This window comes from Actinoplanes sp. NPDC049681, from assembly GCF_044465265.1.
Classification (GTDB): Bacteria; Actinomycetota; Actinomycetes; order Mycobacteriales; family Micromonosporaceae; genus Actinoplanes.
The window spans coordinates 325,548-342,521 of the sequence record NZ_JBITLP010000004.1 but is presented as its reverse complement, the minus strand read 5'-3'; the positions used below and the strand labels follow the sequence as shown (position 1 = coordinate 342,521).

15 protein-coding genes are annotated in these 16,974 nt (G+C 72.0%); 9 read left to right on the top strand and 6 right to left on the bottom strand.

Annotated elements, in window-relative coordinates; genetic code table 11:
• The first annotated feature begins 138 nt into the window (after positions 1 to 138).
• Both ACIBO8_RS15935 and bla read left to right on the top strand, forming a co-directional pair.
• Positions 139 to 2,949 carry a glycosyl hydrolase gene (locus tag ACIBO8_RS15935; protein ID WP_396115950.1) on the top strand — a complete coding sequence of 937 codons (2,811 nt, stop codon included), beginning with the start codon at positions 139 to 141 and terminating at the stop codon, positions 2,947 to 2,949.
• A gap of 82 nt (positions 2,950 to 3,031) precedes the next feature.
• Positions 3,032 to 3,907: a class A beta-lactamase gene (bla, locus tag ACIBO8_RS15930; protein WP_396115949.1), complete on the top strand. Its 876-nt coding sequence runs from the start codon at positions 3,032 to 3,034 to the stop codon at positions 3,905 to 3,907.
• 9 nt (positions 3,908 to 3,916) lie between these two features.
• Here the strand turns inward: bla and ACIBO8_RS15925 are convergent, their stop codons facing one another.
• The 3 genes from ACIBO8_RS15925 to ACIBO8_RS15915 form a co-directional block, all read right to left on the bottom strand.
• Positions 3,917 to 5,086, bottom strand: coding sequence for a cytochrome P450 (locus ACIBO8_RS15925; RefSeq protein ID WP_396115948.1), 1,170 nt, complete (start codon positions 5,084 to 5,086; stop codon positions 3,917 to 3,919).
• Between the two features lie 78 nt (positions 5,087 to 5,164).
• Positions 5,165 to 6,208, bottom strand: a complete 1,044-nt coding sequence (locus ACIBO8_RS15920; protein ID WP_396115947.1) for a S1 family peptidase — start codon at positions 6,206 to 6,208, stop codon at positions 5,165 to 5,167.
• Between the two features lie 205 nt (positions 6,209 to 6,413).
• A complete protein-coding gene (locus ACIBO8_RS15915; protein ID WP_396115946.1) occupies positions 6,414 to 7,676 on the bottom strand; it encodes an FAD/NAD(P)-binding protein in 1,263 nt (420 codons plus the stop codon).
• Positions 7,677 to 7,880: 204 nt separating this feature from the next.
• Between ACIBO8_RS15915 and ACIBO8_RS15910 the strand changes: the two genes are divergently transcribed.
• Positions 7,881 to 8,741 carry a hypothetical protein gene (locus ACIBO8_RS15910; RefSeq protein WP_396115945.1) on the top strand — a complete coding sequence of 287 codons (861 nt, stop codon included), beginning with the start codon at positions 7,881 to 7,883 and terminating at the stop codon, positions 8,739 to 8,741.
• 13 nt (positions 8,742 to 8,754) lie between these two features.
• Here ACIBO8_RS15910 and ACIBO8_RS15905 read toward each other — a convergent pair whose 3' ends face one another.
• Complete coding sequence (locus tag ACIBO8_RS15905) at positions 8,755 to 9,327, bottom strand: winged helix-turn-helix domain-containing protein (protein WP_396115944.1); 573 nt, start codon at positions 9,325 to 9,327, stop codon at positions 8,755 to 8,757.
• Positions 9,328 to 9,731: 404 nt separating this feature from the next.
• Complete coding sequence (locus ACIBO8_RS15900) at positions 9,732 to 11,168, bottom strand: cytochrome P450 (protein ID WP_396115943.1); 1,437 nt, start codon at positions 11,166 to 11,168, stop codon at positions 9,732 to 9,734.
• A 196-nt stretch (positions 11,169 to 11,364) separates the two neighbouring features.
• Between ACIBO8_RS15900 and ACIBO8_RS15895 the strand changes: the two genes are divergently transcribed.
• The 4 genes from ACIBO8_RS15895 (at position 11,365) to ACIBO8_RS15880 (ending at position 14,590) form a co-directional block, all read left to right on the top strand.
• Positions 11,365 to 11,829: an NADPH-dependent FMN reductase gene (locus ACIBO8_RS15895; protein WP_396115942.1), complete on the top strand. Its 465-nt coding sequence runs from the start codon at positions 11,365 to 11,367 to the stop codon at positions 11,827 to 11,829.
• A gap of 26 nt (positions 11,830 to 11,855) precedes the next feature.
• Positions 11,856 to 12,170 carry a hypothetical protein gene (locus ACIBO8_RS15890; RefSeq protein WP_396115941.1) on the top strand — a complete coding sequence of 105 codons (315 nt, stop codon included), beginning with the start codon at positions 11,856 to 11,858 and terminating at the stop codon, positions 12,168 to 12,170.
• Between the two features lie 264 nt (positions 12,171 to 12,434).
• Positions 12,435 to 13,073 carry a LysE family translocator gene (locus tag ACIBO8_RS15885; RefSeq protein ID WP_396115940.1) on the top strand — a complete coding sequence of 213 codons (639 nt, stop codon included), beginning with the start codon at positions 12,435 to 12,437 and terminating at the stop codon, positions 13,071 to 13,073.
• A gap of 116 nt (positions 13,074 to 13,189) precedes the next feature.
• A complete protein-coding gene (locus ACIBO8_RS15880; protein WP_396115939.1) occupies positions 13,190 to 14,590 on the top strand; it encodes a hypothetical protein in 1,401 nt (466 codons plus the stop codon).
• Here the strand turns inward: ACIBO8_RS15880 and ACIBO8_RS15875 are convergent.
• The gene (locus tag ACIBO8_RS15875) at positions 14,587 to 15,462 is read right to left on the bottom strand and encodes a pyridoxal-phosphate dependent enzyme (protein ID WP_396115937.1); all 876 of its coding nucleotides are present in this window, start codon (positions 15,460 to 15,462) and stop codon (positions 14,587 to 14,589) included. The genes ACIBO8_RS15880 and ACIBO8_RS15875 overlap by 4 nt on opposite strands.
• Before the next feature lie 24 nt (positions 15,463 to 15,486).
• On the opposite strand from ACIBO8_RS15875, the gene ACIBO8_RS15870 reads away from it, so the two are divergent.
• Together ACIBO8_RS15870 and ACIBO8_RS15865 are read left to right on the top strand one after the other, a co-directional pair.
• Positions 15,487 to 16,173 carry an HAD family hydrolase gene (locus ACIBO8_RS15870; RefSeq protein ID WP_396115936.1) on the top strand — a complete coding sequence of 229 codons (687 nt, stop codon included), beginning with the start codon at positions 15,487 to 15,489 and terminating at the stop codon, positions 16,171 to 16,173.
• Between the two features lie 11 nt (positions 16,174 to 16,184).
• Positions 16,185 to 16,970, top strand: a complete 786-nt coding sequence (locus ACIBO8_RS15865; protein WP_396115935.1) for an LLM class F420-dependent oxidoreductase — start codon at positions 16,185 to 16,187, stop codon at positions 16,968 to 16,970.
• Positions 16,971 to 16,974 lie beyond the last annotated feature (4 nt).

Below are 16,974 nucleotides of genomic sequence, written 5' to 3'. Positions count from 1 at the left end.
ATAGATGGTCGTTAACATTGACGAAAAAAGAGTGTGACAGTTAATCTCACGGCACCGTGAGAGAGCGCTCTCACACCCTTCACCGCGGAGTCCCCCACCGCGGTTCAGGGCGACCCCCGAACCCACCGGAGGCACCTGATGCATTCCCCGCTCCCCCACCGCTCTCGCCGCCTCGCCGGCCTGGCCACCGCTGCTGTCGTCACGCTTGGCGCCGGCATCTTGGCGGTCTCCGTCGCCGGGCCCGCCGACGCGGCGACCCTCGGCGCCGGCAGCTACACCGAGACGCTGCCGGCAGGCGCCAAACTCCCCAACGGCTGCGGCTCGCTGGCGACCAACCCGCGGCAGTACGTGACCCCGAACGCCCCCGCGGGCGCCGTGCCGACCAACGACTGGTGGTCGTCGCTGCTGTTCAAGAAGGGCGACGACTGCAACTTCTCGCAGCCGTTGTTCGCCGGGCCGGCCGCCTACCGGCCGGTGGCGAGCGGGCTGGGGCTGTCGTACCAGACCGATGCCGCCATCAGCGGGAGCCCGACCGGGCTGGGCGAGTTCCATTACCCGTACGCGCAGCACGTGGTCGTGGGGGTCGCCGGGCTGAACGCCTCGCAGGCGCTCGTCGACGGGTGGACCGACTGGACGGTGACGCCCTCGTGGAACGACGGGACGCGCACCCTGAAGGCCACCATCGGCCACGGCCTGCCGATGTCGTACTACCAGGCGACGGGCGGCGACGCGCTGCTGACCATCACCGGGCCGCCGACCACGTGGCAGAACAGCGGCAACCGGGTCGGCTTCTCGATCGGCGGGCACGACTACGTCGCGTACGGGCCGTCCGGTTCGACGTGGACGGTCGATGGCAGCACGATCCGCTCGAGCCTGGCGGGCAAGGGCTATTTCTCCGTCGCGGTGCTGCCGACCCTGTCGAGCGCGAGCACGGCGGACAAGGTCGCCCTCGCCGACACCTTCGGCCAGTACGCGCACAACCACGTGACCGGCACCCGGGTGTCGTACACGTACAACCAAGCCGCGGGCACCGTGAACACGACCTACACCGTGACCACGACGGCCCGCGAGGGCAGCGGCTCGGGCACGGTCATCGCGCTGTATCCCCACCAGTGGCGCTACCTCACCGGCGCTTCCCCGCTGGACCGCACCTACGTCTCGCCGCGCGGAGCGATGAAGATCGTCACGGGTACGTCGTTCAGCACGTCGATGAAGTACACGGGCGTGCTCCCGGAGATCCCGGCCGTGGGCGACTCGGGCGGCACCGACCTGTCGCAGATCACCACGTACCTCGGCAACGAGCTCAACAACCCGTCCGACTTCCGGGGCGACGACACGTACTGGACCGGTAAGGGCCTGGGCCGCGCAGCGCGGATCGCGGAGATCGCCGACCAGCTCAACCAGACCTCGGTCCGCGACTCGGCGCTGAACGAGATCCGGACGCGGCTCACGGACTGGTTCACCGCCTCGGCCGGCAAGACGTCGCGGGTGTTCTACTACGACAAGAACTGGGGCACGCTGATCGGCTACCCCGCGTCGTACGCCTCCGACGAGGACCTGAACGACCACCACTTCCACTACGGCTACTACGTCGCCGCGGCGGCCACCCTCGCCAAGTTCGACCCGTCGTGGGCCTCGAGCGCCCGGTACGGCGGCATGGTGGACCTGCTCATCCGCGACGCCAACAACTACGACCGCGGCGACACCCGGTTCCCGTACCTGCGCGACTTCGACATCTACGAGGGCCACGACTGGGCGTCCGGGCACGGCGCTTTCGGGGCGGGCAACAACCAGGAGTCGTCGTCGGAGGGCCAGAACTTCGCCAACGCGCTCATCCAATGGGGACAGGCGACCGGCAACAACAAGATCCGCGATGCCGGCATCTGGCTGCACACCACCCAGGCCGCGGCCATCAACGAGTACTGGTTCGACGTCCACAACGAGAACTTCCCGGCGACCTGGGGGCACAACTACTCGGCGATCGCCTGGGGCTCGGGTGGCGCGTACGCGACGTGGTTCTCCTCCGACCACGCGATGGTCGTGGGCATCAACATGCTGCCGATGACCGGCGGCCAGCTCTACCTCGGCGACTACCCGGCCGCCGTCCGCAACACGTACGCCGAGATGGTCCGCAACAACGGCGGTGAGCCGACCACCTGGCGTGACATCCTCTGGCAGTACCTGGCCCTCGGCGACCCGGACGCGGCGCTCGCCAAGCTGCAGGCCGCCGGCTCGTACACGCCGGAGGAGGGCGAGAGCAAGGCGCACACGTTCCACTGGATCCGTAACCTCGCCGCCCTCGGCCAGGTCGACACCGGCGTGACGGCGAACCACCCGCTCGCCAAGGTCTTCACCAAGAACGGTGCGCGGACGTACGTGGCGGCCAACATCACCAACACCCCGCTGACCGTGACCTTCTCCGACGGCAGGACGCTGAACGTGCCCGGCGGGCGTACGGTCGCCACCGGCGCCACCAACTGGACCGGCGGCAACGCGACCGGGGGCGGCACCACCACCCCGCCGGCCGACCCGGAGACCCCGTGCACCGGTGGACCGCTGCTCTCGCAGGGCCGCACGGCCACCTCGTCGTCGACCGAGTCGGCCGCCTACCCGGCGAGTTCGGCCGTGGACGGCGACGCCGCCACCCGGTGGTCCAGCGCCTTCGCCGACCCGCAGTGGCTGCAGGTCGACCTCGGTTCCGCGCAGGAGCTCGGCCGGGTCGAGCTGAACTGGGAGACCGCGTACGGCAAGGCGTACCAGATCCAGACCAGCACGAACGGCACGAGCTGGACCACCGCCGCGACGGTGACCGACGGCGCGGCCGGAACCCGGACGGTGCCGATCACCGGCACCGCCCGCTACGTCCGGATGAGCGGCACGGAGCGCGGCACGCCGTGGGGCTACTCACTGTGGGAGTTCAAGGTGTACGCCGGCTGCGGCACCGACTAGCAGCGCGGCAACGGCGGCCCTCCCGGGCGGGAGGGCCGCCGTTTCACGTGTACTTGACGGACAAACCGGCAGGGTGGCGCTCATGCGTGACTTTTCCCGGCGAACCCTGCTCACCGGCGGCGCCACCGCGGCCGCGCTCCTCCTGTTTCCCGGTGCTGCCCGTGCGACATCCGGCCTGGCGGAGCTGGAGCGGACCTACGGCGCACGGATCGGAGCCTTCGCCCTCGACACCGGCAACGGCCGTACGTTCCAGCATCGCGCCGGCGAGACCTTTCCGCTGCTGTCGACGTTCAAGGCCCTCGCCTCGGCGGCGGTGCTGCGGCGGGCCCGCACGTGCGACCCCGGCCTGCTGGACCGGGTGATCCACTTCGGCGGCGGGGATCTCGTGGAGTACTCGCCGATCACCAGCCTGCACGTCGGGGACGGCATGACCGTCGCCGCGCTGTGCGAGGCGGCGCTGACCTACAGCGACAACACCGCCGCCAATCTCCTGCTGCGGCAGCTCGGTGGCCCGGAAGCCGTGACCCGCTACGCCCGCGGTCTCGGCGATCCGGTCACCCGCCTCGACCGGTGGGAGACCGACCTCAACGACTGGTCGCCCACCGAGATCCGCGACACCACGACGCCGAAGGCCATGGCACGCAACCTGCAGGCGCTGACCCTGGGCACGGCACTGCACCGCGACGATCGCGCCCGCCTGGCCGGTTGGCTGCGCGCCAACACCACCGGCGATGCCCGCATCCGGGCCGGCCTGCCGACCGACTGGACCGTGGGCGACAAGACCGGCTCGTCGGACGCGTACGGCGCGGCGAACGACATCGCGCTGGTCGAACCGCCGACGGGTGCGCCGTTGGTGCTGGCCGTTTACACCAACCGGCCGGCTGCGGACGCCGACTTCGACAACACCCTCATCGCGCGTACGGCCACCGCCCTCGTCCGCACGCTCGGGCGGCTCTGAGTGGACGGTTCACCGGACGGAGAGGCGCAGGTTCGTCAGCTCGTACGAGGCGATCTCGGGCCGCAGGCCGACCTTCGGCGGTGACACCATCCGCAGGCCCGGCATCGCGAGCAGCTTGCTCAGGAAGATGTCCGTCTCCTGGATGGCGATGTACGCCCCGGGGCAGCGGTGCGGACCGTCCCCGAAGGACATGCCCGCGTCCCCCACGCCGTCGGGCATCGCGCGTCCCGGGCAGATCCGGCCCGCATCGGGACCGATCGCCCCGGGGTCCAGGTTGGCCGCGGCGACACCGACGTCGACCCGAGCGCCCGCGGGGATCACGGCACCGGGCACCGCGACGTCGGCCGTGGTCCGCCGGAGGATGTTGCCGACGACCGGCTCGAGGCGCAGGAGCTCGTGCAGGATGGCGGCCCGCTGCTTCTCGTCGCCGCCGGTGAAGGCGGCACGCAGCTCGTCGTCGGTGAGCAGGTGCCAGGCGGCGGCCGTGATGAACTCGCGGGTCGTGACCATTCCGGCCGCCGCGAACATCACGCACTCGCCGAGGATCTCGCTCTTGGTGCAGCCCTCGTCGAGCAGGTGCGAGATCAGGTCGTCGCGGCGTTCCCGGCGCCGCACGGCGATGGCCGGGCGCACGTCGCGCCAGTAGAACAGCGCCATGTTGGCGTTCGAGCGCACCTCCTTGAGCACTTCGGCCAACCGGTTGGGGGCCGCGGTGCCCTCGAAGAAGCGGTTCAGCCGGGCCGCCATCGAGCCGCTCTCGGTGAGCCCGATGACCTCCGCGGCGACGGCCACCGCGAGCGCGAAGGACAACTGCGACAGGTCCGCCTCACCCCGGCGCCGCAGCACCGCGCACTGCTCGTCGGCGAGACGCTCCATGAGTGATCGGTACGCCGTATCCACGCGGCGCGGCGTGAAGTACTTCGCGGTCTGGCGCCGGTTCTCGCGGTGCTCGGGCCCGTCGCGGTAGAGCACGGGCAACCGCATGCGTCCCTCCAGCTTCGCGGCGTTCTCGGCGTTGAAGCCGGCCTGGCGGGTCTCGGTGCTGCGGAGCATCGCCCGGGCGGCCGCGACGTCCTGGACGTGCCACACGCCGTCGGCGTCGGCGTGGACGGGGCAGCCGGGGGCGAGCTCGCCCCGTGCGATCTTGCGGTGCGCGGCGAGCGGCGTCTCAGCGGTCATGAACACATTGTCAATGGTCGATCAGGACGCAGAAAGGCCCCGGCGGGCGGCCGGGGCCTTTCTGTGGTGGAGGAAGGCTCAGTAGACGGAGACGCCGTACACGCCGAGCGGTTCGGTCACCGGCTGGAAGAACGTGGTGCCACCGGAGGAGCAGTTACCGCTGCCGCCGGAGGTCAAACCCAGCGCGGTGGTTCCGGAGTAGAGCGAGCCGCCCGAGTCGCCGGGTTCCGCGCAGACGGTGGTGCGGATCAGGCCGTACACCGAGCCCTCGGCGTAGTTCACGGTCGCGTTGAGCGCCGTGACCTGGCCGGAGTGGATTCCGGTCGTGCTGCCGCGACGGTAGACCGTGCTGCCGACCGCAGGCGTGCCGGCGCCCGTGATGTCCTGGTTTCCGACGTAGCCGGGGTGCGAGATGCTGGCGTTGGTGTACTGCACGATGCCGTAGTCGTTACCCGGGAAGCTGGTACCGGCCCGGCTGCCGATCGTCGTGGAGCCGTTGCTCCAGGAGGAGCCGATATTGGTGCAGTGACCGGCGGTCAGGAAGTAGTAGGTGCTGCCGCTGCGCACGTTGAAACCGAGCGAGCAGCGGGCGCCGCCGGTGTAGATGGCGTCACCGCCGACGATCGTGGGGCGGAGCGTGCCGGGCACCGATTCGAAGCGGGCCTTGTCGCCGAGCTTGGCCACGACGGCCTTGACAGTGGCGAGCTTCGCGCCGGTCACCGTGCTGTCGCCGGTGACCAGGATCTGGTTGCTCACCGGGTCGAGAGCGAAGGAGGTGCCGGGGGTCTTGAGCGTCTGCCTGAGCGTGGAGTCGGCGGCGGCCAGCGCGGCGCCGCTGCGCGCCACGTAGCGCGGGGTGGCACCGGCGGCCGTGACCGAGGCGGCCGTGGCGGCGTCCGTCACGTTGACGACGATCTTGCCGGCCGAGTCGACGTACGAGCCGGCGGCCTTGGTCCCGAGCTGGGCGTCGAGGCTGGTGGCGAGGGCGGAGGGGGCGAACGAGGGGTCGGCGGCGGGACCTGCCGGGGCGGCGGACGCGGGTGACGCGAAGGCGCTGCCGGCGAGCAGGAGGGCGGCCAGGCCGACGATCGGTCGGCCGAGCTTGGAGCCGGGGTTACGCACGGGGTCCTCCCAGGGGGATGGGGGGTACGCCGGAAGCCCGGCGTACCGAGTGCCATCCGCAGTATTGAGAACTATCTATGACAACTCAAGACGCGCGAGAGTCGCCTAGACAGCCATCAAACCGACCCTGACCTGGGAATTCATCCGTGCCATAGCATCGGGTTATCACCAAACCGGGATGCCGACAGTCGTTAACGATCGTCTGCTATACGGCCACCGGGACCCGGCGGGCCTGCAGATCGGTGGCGAGGCGGTGGGCCTGCGCCCGGATCTCCGGCACCGCGGTCGTCTCCCACTGTGCGCCCCGGCGCAGGGGGCCGATGACCCAGAGCCGCTCGTGCGGGCGGCCGTCGGCGCCCACCAGCCGGCCGGCCGGGTCGATGTCCAGCCCCAGGCTGTGCGGCCCCACCCGCGCCAGGCCGGCGTCCAGCAGGCCGCCGACGAGCGGGCCCGCGGCGCCGGGCAGCCGCCCCGGCCCGGCACAGTTCACGACCGCGGCGAAGTCCGCGAGGCCCGGCCACGCGGCGACCCCGCCGCGGCGGATCTCCAGCAGCCCCGCCTCGCGCAGCGCGACCACCCGCGCCGCGATCTCGGGCGCCATCCGGTGCCGGTGACACTCCCAGGCGCGGGCCAGGTGCCGCAGGAAGGCGTCCTGCTCCTCCAGCGTGAGCGCGGTCCAGAGCCGGTCGAGGACCGGCCGCATCCCGTCGACGACCGGCCGCCAGTCACCCGCCTCCCCCGCGGCTGACCTTACGGCCCGGACGACGTCGCGCAGCGTGGCACAGTCGTCCAGCGCCGGGGCGGCGGGCGGAGTGGCCTCGGCGGTGTGCGTGAGCGGCAGCAACCCACGCCGGCTCACGGCCACCACCGGGGCGCTGCGGCGTCCGTCGGCGGTGAGGGTGAGCGCGGCGTCGACGGCGGTCAGGCCCGTGCCGACCAGCAGTACGGGCCGGTCGGACGGCAGCGACTCCAGCACGCCGGGCGCCCAGGGATCGTCGATGAAGCGGGGGTGCTCCAGGGGCTGCCGGGCGGCGGCGGGACCACCGGTGGCCAGGATGACGTGGTCGGCGTGCACGGCCGTACCGTCGTCCAGGACGACCGTGCCACCGTCGGCGTCCGGCACGATGCGCGCCGCCCGGCCGCGGCGCAGGTCGAACCGCCCGGGCTCGCCGGCGACGGCTTCCTCGAAGACCTCGCGCAGGTAGTGGCCGTACTCGCGGCGCGGCCGGAACTCCGCGGGGGCGGCACCGGACCAGCGCACGAAGTGGCCGGCGTCGCCGGGATCGGCGCTCATCGCACCGGCTCGCGAGTTGAGCACGTGCCAGGGCTGGGCGTTGCCGTACGCCACCCCGCCGCCCGGCGTGCCGGGCTCGACGAGGACGACGGCGTCGTCGCTGCATCGCAGCAGCTCCCGCGTCATCAGAACGCCGGAGCACCCGCCTCCGACCACCGCCACCGTGCGCCGCATGGCACCTCCCTATCTCCTATCGACACGATAGGGAAAACCGCCTTGGGGCGCCAGGGAGCACGCCGGATCCGTCACCGTACGCCATCCGGTCCCACCATCCGCCAAGGCGCCGCGGGGTACTCGTCGGCCCCTCACCCTGCGGCGACGCGCCCGGCGAGCGGCGAGGTATCTTCGGTGCGCGCCGCCGGCTCCGGGAGGTGGATCATGGGGAGGGTGACCCGTCGCTCAGCCCTCTGGCAGGCAGATCTCGACGGCGGCGTGTGCGCCGCCCCCGAGGAATGCGTCGAGAGCCTGCGCCACCGGGAGCGCACCACGCTGGTGCTCGAGCACCGCGACCGCGGCATCACGCCCACGCGGGAGGTCTTCGAGACCGCGTTGCAGCAGGACGTGGAGTGGCAGTTCAGCGGGATCGCCTGGCCGGCCGACGTACGACCCGGAGTGCTGGTCAGCGTCTCCTGGCAGGCCGGCAGGGACGAGATCCTGGTGCGTACGACCGCCCTGGACGAGCCGATGCGGGTGGACGGCATCGACTACTTCCACGAGTACGACCCGCGCGTCGTCACCCGCGAGTTCGTGGCGGACGAATCCAACCGCGGCAAGGTGCTGCACGCGGTGCGGAAGCTGGGCCGCATCTTCGAGGACGGCAGTGCGGTCCTGCCCGAGGCCGGGCTCGCCGCGCACTGCGGGCTCGGCCGGGGCGCCCGGGGCACCTTCCTGCTGCGCAACGCCGTCGACCAGCTCATCCGCGAGGGTTACCTGACCCGCGTGCCGGGCAGCCTCGACTCGGCGGGATACCCGTCCTACCCCGCCGTCGAGGGGCAGAAGCCCGCCGAGATGCTGTTCTACGCGCCCCTGGTGGAGCCGGCGCCCTATCCGGACGACGACGCGTCGGACCCGGACCGCCGGGAGCACTGGGTCAACGGCTTCGTCCGCAGGCTTCCACCCGGGGCCCAGCCGTCGGAGCGGCAGGTGTCGCTGCACGAGCGGGCGGTCGAGGAGGAAGAGGTCGCGGACCCCCTCGCCCCCGGCTACACCTTCGTGCGCAAGCACCACCGCACCGGCTGAGCGCCCCGGACGATCAGGACTCGTTGATGGTGATCGCGGCGTCCTCCGAGAGCCGGTAGCCGACCCCGTACACGGTCGTGACGAAGTCCGGGTCGCCCAGCTTGGTACGCAGCCGGCTCACGTGCACGTCGACCGTCCGTACGGTGGTGTGGGTGTGACCCCACACGTGGCCCAGGAGCTGGCTGCGGCTGAAGACCTGCCGCGGGTTGCGGGCCAGGAAGACGAGGAGCTCGTACTCCAGCCGGCTGAGGTCGAGGGTCCGGCCGTTGAGCGTCGCGCTGCGCGGGCGCACGTCCAGGCGCAGGCCGGCGGACGCCGGTTCGGGGCGGACCGGCACGACCGGCGCGGGCGGCTCGAGGGCCACGTCGGCGCCGGGGCCCGCGGCTTCCACGAGGTCGCGCAGCGCGGCGAGCACCCGCTCGCTCTCCTCGGATCCCGGCGAGCCGAGGGTGATGGTGACGGTCACGGACGAGGCGTTGCCCGCGGCGATGGGGCGCAGCCGGGTGACACGCGGACGGCCGGCGGGGCCGCGACGACCGGGGGCCGTACGGCTGAGAGAAAGATCGGCAACGGCGAGAACGGACATTTACGTGCCTCCGGAGGGTGTCACCGCTGCCGGATCTCGGCGGCGGTTGAACAATACTTCTCCCATGTATGGGATAGGTTTAGTGGCGCATCGATGCGCACAGGTTCACGCGAAAGAGGGAACGGCCGGGAAGGGCGTCATCGCCGGCCCCGAGCACAGCATCCGGGAGCTCAGCTCACCGGGTCGGCCCGATTGCGCAACACCGGGCGCTCGCACACCGGAGGAGATCGATGGCGAGGCGGGACGTCAGTCGTACGTCGCGCAACCGCATGTCTTCGATCCTTGTCCTCGCGTCCATCCGGGTCAAAACAAATCCACGATGCGGGAGCATTTTCTCCCGAAAACACAACGGTTGATCATCGACATCCAGAAATGTGATGGTGGGCACATCTGACCATTCCGCATCACGCCTCCGACCGTTCCGCGCGGTGCCGCACGCGGACATTCAGATTCTGCGGGAAGGAGGTGAAGGTCGTCCGTTCGGTGACCGGTCCGGCCGAGCGCTCCGGCACCAGGTCGAACGCGCGGGACAGTACCGAGACGATCACGGCGGCCTCGATGAGGGCGAGGTTACGGCCCGGGCAGAACCGCGGGCCGGTGCCGAAGGGCGCGAACGGCAGGGACTCCGCCGGCAGCTGCCCGTCCAGCCAGCGCTGCGGGCGGAACACGTCCGGATCGGGGAAACGTACGCGATCCCGCAGCGCGCCGTACGAGGTCAGCACGAAGATCAGCTTGTCCTCGGGCACCCGCAGCGGACCGTCCTGAGTGGTGAGCGTGACGTCGGCGGTCGGCTGCAGGACCAGGTACGGCGCCACCGGCCGCAGCCGCAGCGTCTCATCGACCACGGCCTGCGCGTGCCGGAGCCGGCTCACCGTGGCGGGATCGGCCGGGAACCTTGTCCCGCCGAGCACCTCATCGGCCTCGGCGCGGACCCGGCGCAGCTCGGCGGGGTTCTCGGCGAGATAGTGGATCGCCCACGCCGCGGTGGACGAGGTGGTGTCCTCCCCCGCGAGCAGCATGGTGAGGACGTTGCCGAACACCTCCTCGTCGGTGGCGGCCGGCTCGTTCTCCAACGGCTTCACCAGCGCCTCGAGGAACGTGGCCGGCGCGGCACCGGTGGCGATCCGCTCCCGCGCCTCGGCGAACCGGTCGCGGACCAGGTCCTCGATCTCACGCACGGTCGCGTCGAGGCGCCGGTCACGCGGCAGCTTCACGTACCGCCAGTACGGGAAAGGGGCCTGGATCCGCCGCGCGAGCTCGGGGAACAGCATCGGCAGCCGCCGGTGCAGCCCGTCCCCGGTGTGCTCCAGCGCGTTCAGATCGTGGCCCATCGCCAGGCCGACCGTCACGTCCAGCGTGTAACGCATCGTGCAGTCGAGCACGTCGACCGGTTCACCGGAGTCCGCCGCCGCGCGCCAGAGCCGTTCCAGCCGCTCGGTCACCCGGGTGATCGTGGTGAAGTACTGGCGCAGGTAGGCGGCATTGAGGCTCTGCGCGGCCACCTTGCGCAGGCGGCGCCAGCGCTCCCCCTCCGCGGTGAACACCCCGTGCGGGGCCATCTCGTCGATGATCCGAGACATCACCGCGCTGCGCCGGAAGTCGCCGGGCCGGCGCCGCAGCACGACGTCGGCCACCGCCGGGTCCGCGGTGGCGACGGCTTCCTGCCGGGCGAGGTGGAAACGGTAGGTCAGGCCGTAGGTGTCGCACCACCGTTCCAGCACGCGGTTGGTGACACCGCCCCGGACGAACTCCGGCAGATTGCCCAGCAGGGGAAGAGGCCGGGGACCCGGAAGATCGCCGACGGTACGAACGGGCGCGGAGGTTCGGCTGGTGTCCACCATGCATCCAGTGTCGTGGTTGACCGCCCGGATGTGCACCATGGCGCCGACACTTCCGGATGACGACCCGCCATGTCAACCATAGCCCATAGGTTTACTAGGATATGGGACGGCGTTGACACCCCGCCCGTGAGCAGCGCACGGTGGGGCTCCCGCCCCCACTTTCACCCGGTGGAAGCCGAAGATCGGAAGCCGAAGCATGAGCGGAATCGTCGTCGTGTCGGGCAACCCGCGCGCCGGATCACGCACCTCCACCCTGGCCGCGGCCGTCGGCACCGCCCTCGGCGGCGCCACCGCCGTGATCGACGTCGGCGCGCTCGGCGCCGGGCTCCTCACGCCGGACGACGAGGCCACCGCCGCTGCCACCGCCACCGTGCAAGGGGCCGACCTGCTGGTCGTCGCCACGCCGACGTACAAGGGCAGCTACACCGGGGTGCTGAAGGTGCTGCTCGACCGCCTGCCCGCGAACGCGCTCGCCGGCAAACGTGCGGTACCCGTGGTCACCGCCGGTGTAGCCCCCCAGGCCGAGGCCGCGGCAGCCCTCCTGGCACAGCTCCTCCGAGAACTCGGCGCCACGGTCCTGCCGCCGCTGCCCGTGGTGGAGGCGGACCTTCCAAAGTCGGAGGGGATCGCGGGCAAGTACGCCGCAGCGCTGCCCGGCTGACCGACGTCGCCTGTCAGGATCGGGGCATGGAGTTCCTGGTCGTCACCCCGCTGGTCCTGCTCATCCTCGGTCTCATCACGGCGGTGTGGTCGGCGTCGGCATCAGCTGACCGCGACCGCCGGCGTACGGCCGCGCGTGTCGCCGACATCGAGCACAAGCTCGACGCGGTAATCGCTCACCTCGGCGTGACCGTGCCCGAACCGCGGTACCCGGCGGTCGAGGAACTGGTGCGGCAGGGACGACCGGTCCATGCCGTGCGCGCCTACCGCGCCGAGACGGGCGCCGACCTGCTCACCGCGAAGCAGGCGGTGGACGCGATCAAGGCCCGCGTCGGCGAGTGAGCCGTGGGGAAGCACGTACCGCACGCCGCCGCCCGGACGCGGCGAGCGTCGGAACCCGATGGCCGCCGTCGCCGAGAAGCTGGGCCAGCCGGGCCACGGGCGCGTCCGACCTGGTCCGGCTCCTGCAGAAGAACGGCGTGGACCTGAGCGCCCTGCGCAACGTACTGAACAACGGCGACCTGGTGGACGTCGCCGCCCGAACGACGGGCCACGGGCGCCGCATTGGCACTCGTGATCGGACGGCGGTCCCGGCAGGCTGGGCGGATGATCACCGTTGGCTCGCTGCTCGGGGTCGCCGCGGTCGCACTCGGCATGGTGCTGACGCCCGGGCCCAACATGATGTACCTGGTCTCCCACAGCATCACCCAGGGGCGCCGGGCGGGCATCGTGTCCCTGGGCGGCGTCGCGCTCGGGTTCCTCGCCTATCTCACCGCCGCCAATCTGGGCCTGTCGGTCATCTTCGTGCACGTGCCCGAGGCGTACGTCACGGTCAAGCTGGCCGGGGCGGCGTACCTCGGCTGGCTTGCCATCCGCACCCTGCGCCCGGGCGGGACGTCGATGTTCGCGCCGGGTGAGCTGCCGGTCGACTCGTCGCGCCGGTTGTTCACCATGGGGTTGCTCACCAACCTGCTCAATCCCAAGGCCGCGATTCTCTACCTGTCGCTCATCCCGCAGTTCGTGCGGCCCGAGGCGGGACATGTGCTGGCTCAGGGGTTCGTGCTGGGGGGCGTACAGATTCTGGTCAGCCTGACGGTGAACCTCGTGATCATCTCTGCGGCCGGCACCGTCGCGGTGTTCCTCGCCCGCCGTCCGGGCTGGCTGCGGATGCAACGCCGGGTGATGGGTACGGTCCTGGGCGCGCTCGCCGTCCACCTCGCCACCGACCGCGTCCGGCCCGCCTGACCGGCCGATCCGCGATACCGTGGAGCCCGCAGGGCCGGGAACCCGCCGCCACGGGTTCCCGGCCTTTGATCATGCTGACGGGGACCCGGCCCGCGCGGGTGGCCATACTGGCGGGCGTGAACGAGGTGGTCTTCCCCCGCGCCGCGAACGGCCGGCGCAGCAGTTCGGAGCTGGGCCGTCAGGTGGTCGCCGACGCGCTGCGCGTGGCCGACCCGGCGGCCGCCGACGCCGCGGCGGCGGAGCGTGATTGGCGCAAGGGCTACCTGCGCCACTTCCGGGCCCTGGTCGAGGCCGGTGACGGGTACGCCGTGGCGGCCGCCGGCCTGGCATCCGTGCACGAGCGGATGCGGGTGGAACGCGAGGACGACGTACCGATCGCCGAGGTCTTCGACGCGAACCCGGCACCGCTCGCAACGGCGACCATCACCGGCGAGGGCGAGCCGGAGCGGGAGCTGACGGTGCCGTACCGGGGCGAGATCCTCCGCGGGGACAGCTTGCACCGGCAGCTCGACACATGGGTCGCCGCCGGGACGATCGAGGCGTCGTGCGCGGAGATGGTCCGGGCGGTCGCCGCCGACCCGGGCTGGCTGGACCTCTCGGACGTGCGCCTGGTCGTGCTCGGCGCGGGCAGCGAGATGGGTCCGCTGCCGGCGGTGCTGGGCTGGGGCGGCACTGTCGTCGGCGTGGATCTGCCCCGGCCCGCCGTGTGGTCCCGGGTGGCCGCGACGGCCCGCCGCAGCGCCGGGACGCTCGTCGCGCCCGGCACCTCGATCGAGGCCGCCGGAGCGGACCTGCTCAGCGGGTTGCCCGAGGTCGCGCGGTGGCTGCTCGACGTCCGGGGGCGGCTGGTGCTCGGCAATTACGTGTACGCCCCCGGCGCGGCGTACGCCCGGCTCTCCGCGGCCGTGGACGCGCTGACCGTCCGCCTCACCGCGGAACGTCCGGACACCGCCCTGGCCTTCCTCGCCACGCCGACCGACGTCTTCGCGGTGCCGGGCGATGCCGTCGCTCAGGCGACCGAGCGCTACCGCCGGCGCTCCAGGGCGGCGCGCCTCGCCCACGTGTTCTCCGCGGAAAGGTTGCTGACACCCCACTATCCGCCCGGCGCCGACCCCGGCATCGCCGACAGCCTGGTGCCGCAGCAGGGCCCGAACTACGCCCTGGCCAAACGCATCCAGCGGTGGCGCGCGTCGACGGCCCGGCACGCCGGCACGACGGTGAGCTTCTCCGTCGCGCCGCCCACCCGTACGCGATCCGTGACGAGCAACCGCCTTCTCGCCGCGGCGTACGCGGGAGCCCATCTGTTCGGTGTGGAGATTTTCGAACCGGCGACCAGTGCCAAGCTCATGGCGGCGCTGCTCGTGCACCAGCTCCGCAACCCGCGCCCGGCCGCGCCGCAGGCCTGGCAGGACGAGACGGCCGGGGCCGCGCACGGGGGCCTGTGGCGGGTCGCGTATCAGCCCCGCAGTGCCCTCGGCCTGGCTGCCCTGCGGGGCTTGCCCGCCGCCGTCCGCTAACCCAGCGCGGGGTGGCCGAACAGGCCGGGAAGGCCCCCGCTGTGCAGGAACACCACCTTGCCGTCGGGCGGGGTCGCCCGCAGGCCGGCGAGGGCCCGGCCGGTGTAGGTCGGGTCGAGGAACAGGCCTTCCGTGCGGGCCGCGAGGACGAGGGCCGAGCGGACCGGGTCGGTCAGCGCCGCGTATCCCGCGCCCACATGCGCCTCGTCGATCTGCAGCTCGGCCGGGTCGGCCTTCACGCCCATGCCGTCGAGCAGGGCGCCGACCGTCGCCCTGGGGTCGGGCAGGGCACCGGTGTCCACCCCGTACACGCGGTGGGGTCCCAGGTGGGCGACCAGGCCGGCCATCGTGCCGCCGGAACCCAGGGCGACCACCACCGTGGCCAGGTCCGGCAGCTGGGTCAGCAGCTCCTGGGCGCAGTCGACGTATCCCCGCGCCGACACCGGCGACGTGCCGCCGAACGGAATGACGTAGCCGTCCTGCGCTGCCGCGACCTCGTCCAGCGGGTCGGTACCGGCCCAGACCACCGACGCGCCCGCCAGTTCATCCAAGATCAGGTTGCCGCGTACGGTCGCCGGGGGCTCGCCGCGCAGCACCAGCGTGCAGCCCAGCCCGAGCCGCGCGGCCGCCGCCGCGGTCAGGCGGGCGTGGTTGGACTGCGCGGCCCCGGTGGTGACCAGCCTGGTCGCGCCCGCTCGTACCGCCTCGGCGCACGTGTACTGCAGTTTGCGGACCTTGTTGCCGCCGCCACCGAGCCCGGTGAGGTCGTCGCGTTTGATCCACAGCTCGTCCAGGCCCAGCGCCGCGGCCAGCCGCGGGGCCGGCTCCAGCGGGGTCGGCCAGCTGCCCAGGGGTATCGGCGTGACGTCCACGCTGCCGAGCATAGGATGCCGGGCGTGCGACTGCGGGGTGTGCTGCTCGACCTGGACGGCACCCTCGTGGATCACGCGTCGGCCGTGGACGCCGGGCTGCGGGCCTGGCTGCCGACGATCGGCCGGGACGCGACCGACGCCGCGATCGCCCGCTGGACGACGATCCAGGAACCCCACCTCGCGGCCTGGCGGGCAGGCACGATCACCTTCGCGGAACAGCGCCGTCGCCGGTTGCGCGACTACTTGGGTACGGCCGCAGCCGACGAGGAGCTGGACGAGATATACGCCCGCTACCTGAGCCACTACGAGGCGGCCTGGCGCGCCTACGACGACGTCGCCGACGCGCTGCGGACCATCGCCGGCGCGGGCCTGGTCACCGCGGTGCTGACCAACGGCTCCACGGTGCAGCAGCGCAAGAAGCTCGAACGTACCGGTCTCGGCGGCCGGGTCGGGCCGGTGTTCACCCTCGAGGACCTCGGCGCCGCCAAACCGGATCCGGCGGCGTTCACCCTGGCCTGCTCCCGCTGGGGCGTGCCGCCGGCCGAGGTGCTCAGCGTCGGCGACGATCACGCGCTCGACGTGGTCGCCGCCCGGGCGGCCGGGCTGCGCGCCGCCCACCTGGACCGGCTCGGCACCGGGCCGCCCGGCGAGCCCACCCGCCTCACCACTTTGCGAGACCTCGGGCCCCTGCTGAACGAGACGTCGATCTAACATTCTCGATCATGGGGATGCGGCCGGGCAGGGTACGGGTGGCGGTCCAGATCGCACCGGAACGCGCGGACTATGCGCGGATCCGGGACGCGGCGAACGAGGCGGACCAGCTCGGCGCCGACGCGATCTTCACCTGGGACCACTTCTTCCCGCTCGGCAAGGACCGGACCGGCAAGCATTTCGAGTGCTGGACGACCCTCGGCGCGTGGGCCGAGTCCACCCGACGCGCCGACATCGGCACCCTGGTCAGCTGCGTCGCCTACCGCAACCCCGACCTGCTGGCCGACATGGCCCGTACCGTCGACCACATCAGCGGCGGCCGGTTGATCCTGGGTGTCGGCGCGGGCTTCCGCGGGTGGGAGGCCGAGCAGTACGGCTACGAGTTCGGCTCGCCGGCCCAGCGCGTCGAGGACCTCCGGAACGCGTTGGACCGCATCGAGCGTCGCCTGGCCGCACTCAACCCACCGCCGACGCGCAGGATTCCCGTCCTTGTCGCCGCCGACGGACCCAACGCGCTGCGCTCGGTGGCCCGGTACGCGGACATCTGGCACACCTTCGCCAAGGGCGACGCGCTCGCCGAGAAGACGGCCCGGCTCGAGGGCTACTGCCGCGACCTGGGGAGGGACCCCGCCGAGATCGAACGCTCGTCGTTCGTGGACGGCGACCCGTGGACCGTCGGCCCGCAGCTTCGCGGCCACGGCGTCGGGATGTTCACCGTGCTCACCCACGGCCCGGATCACGACACGACCGAGCTGCGCCGCTGGCTAGCCTGGCGCGACGAGCAGAACGCCGGCTAGGTGC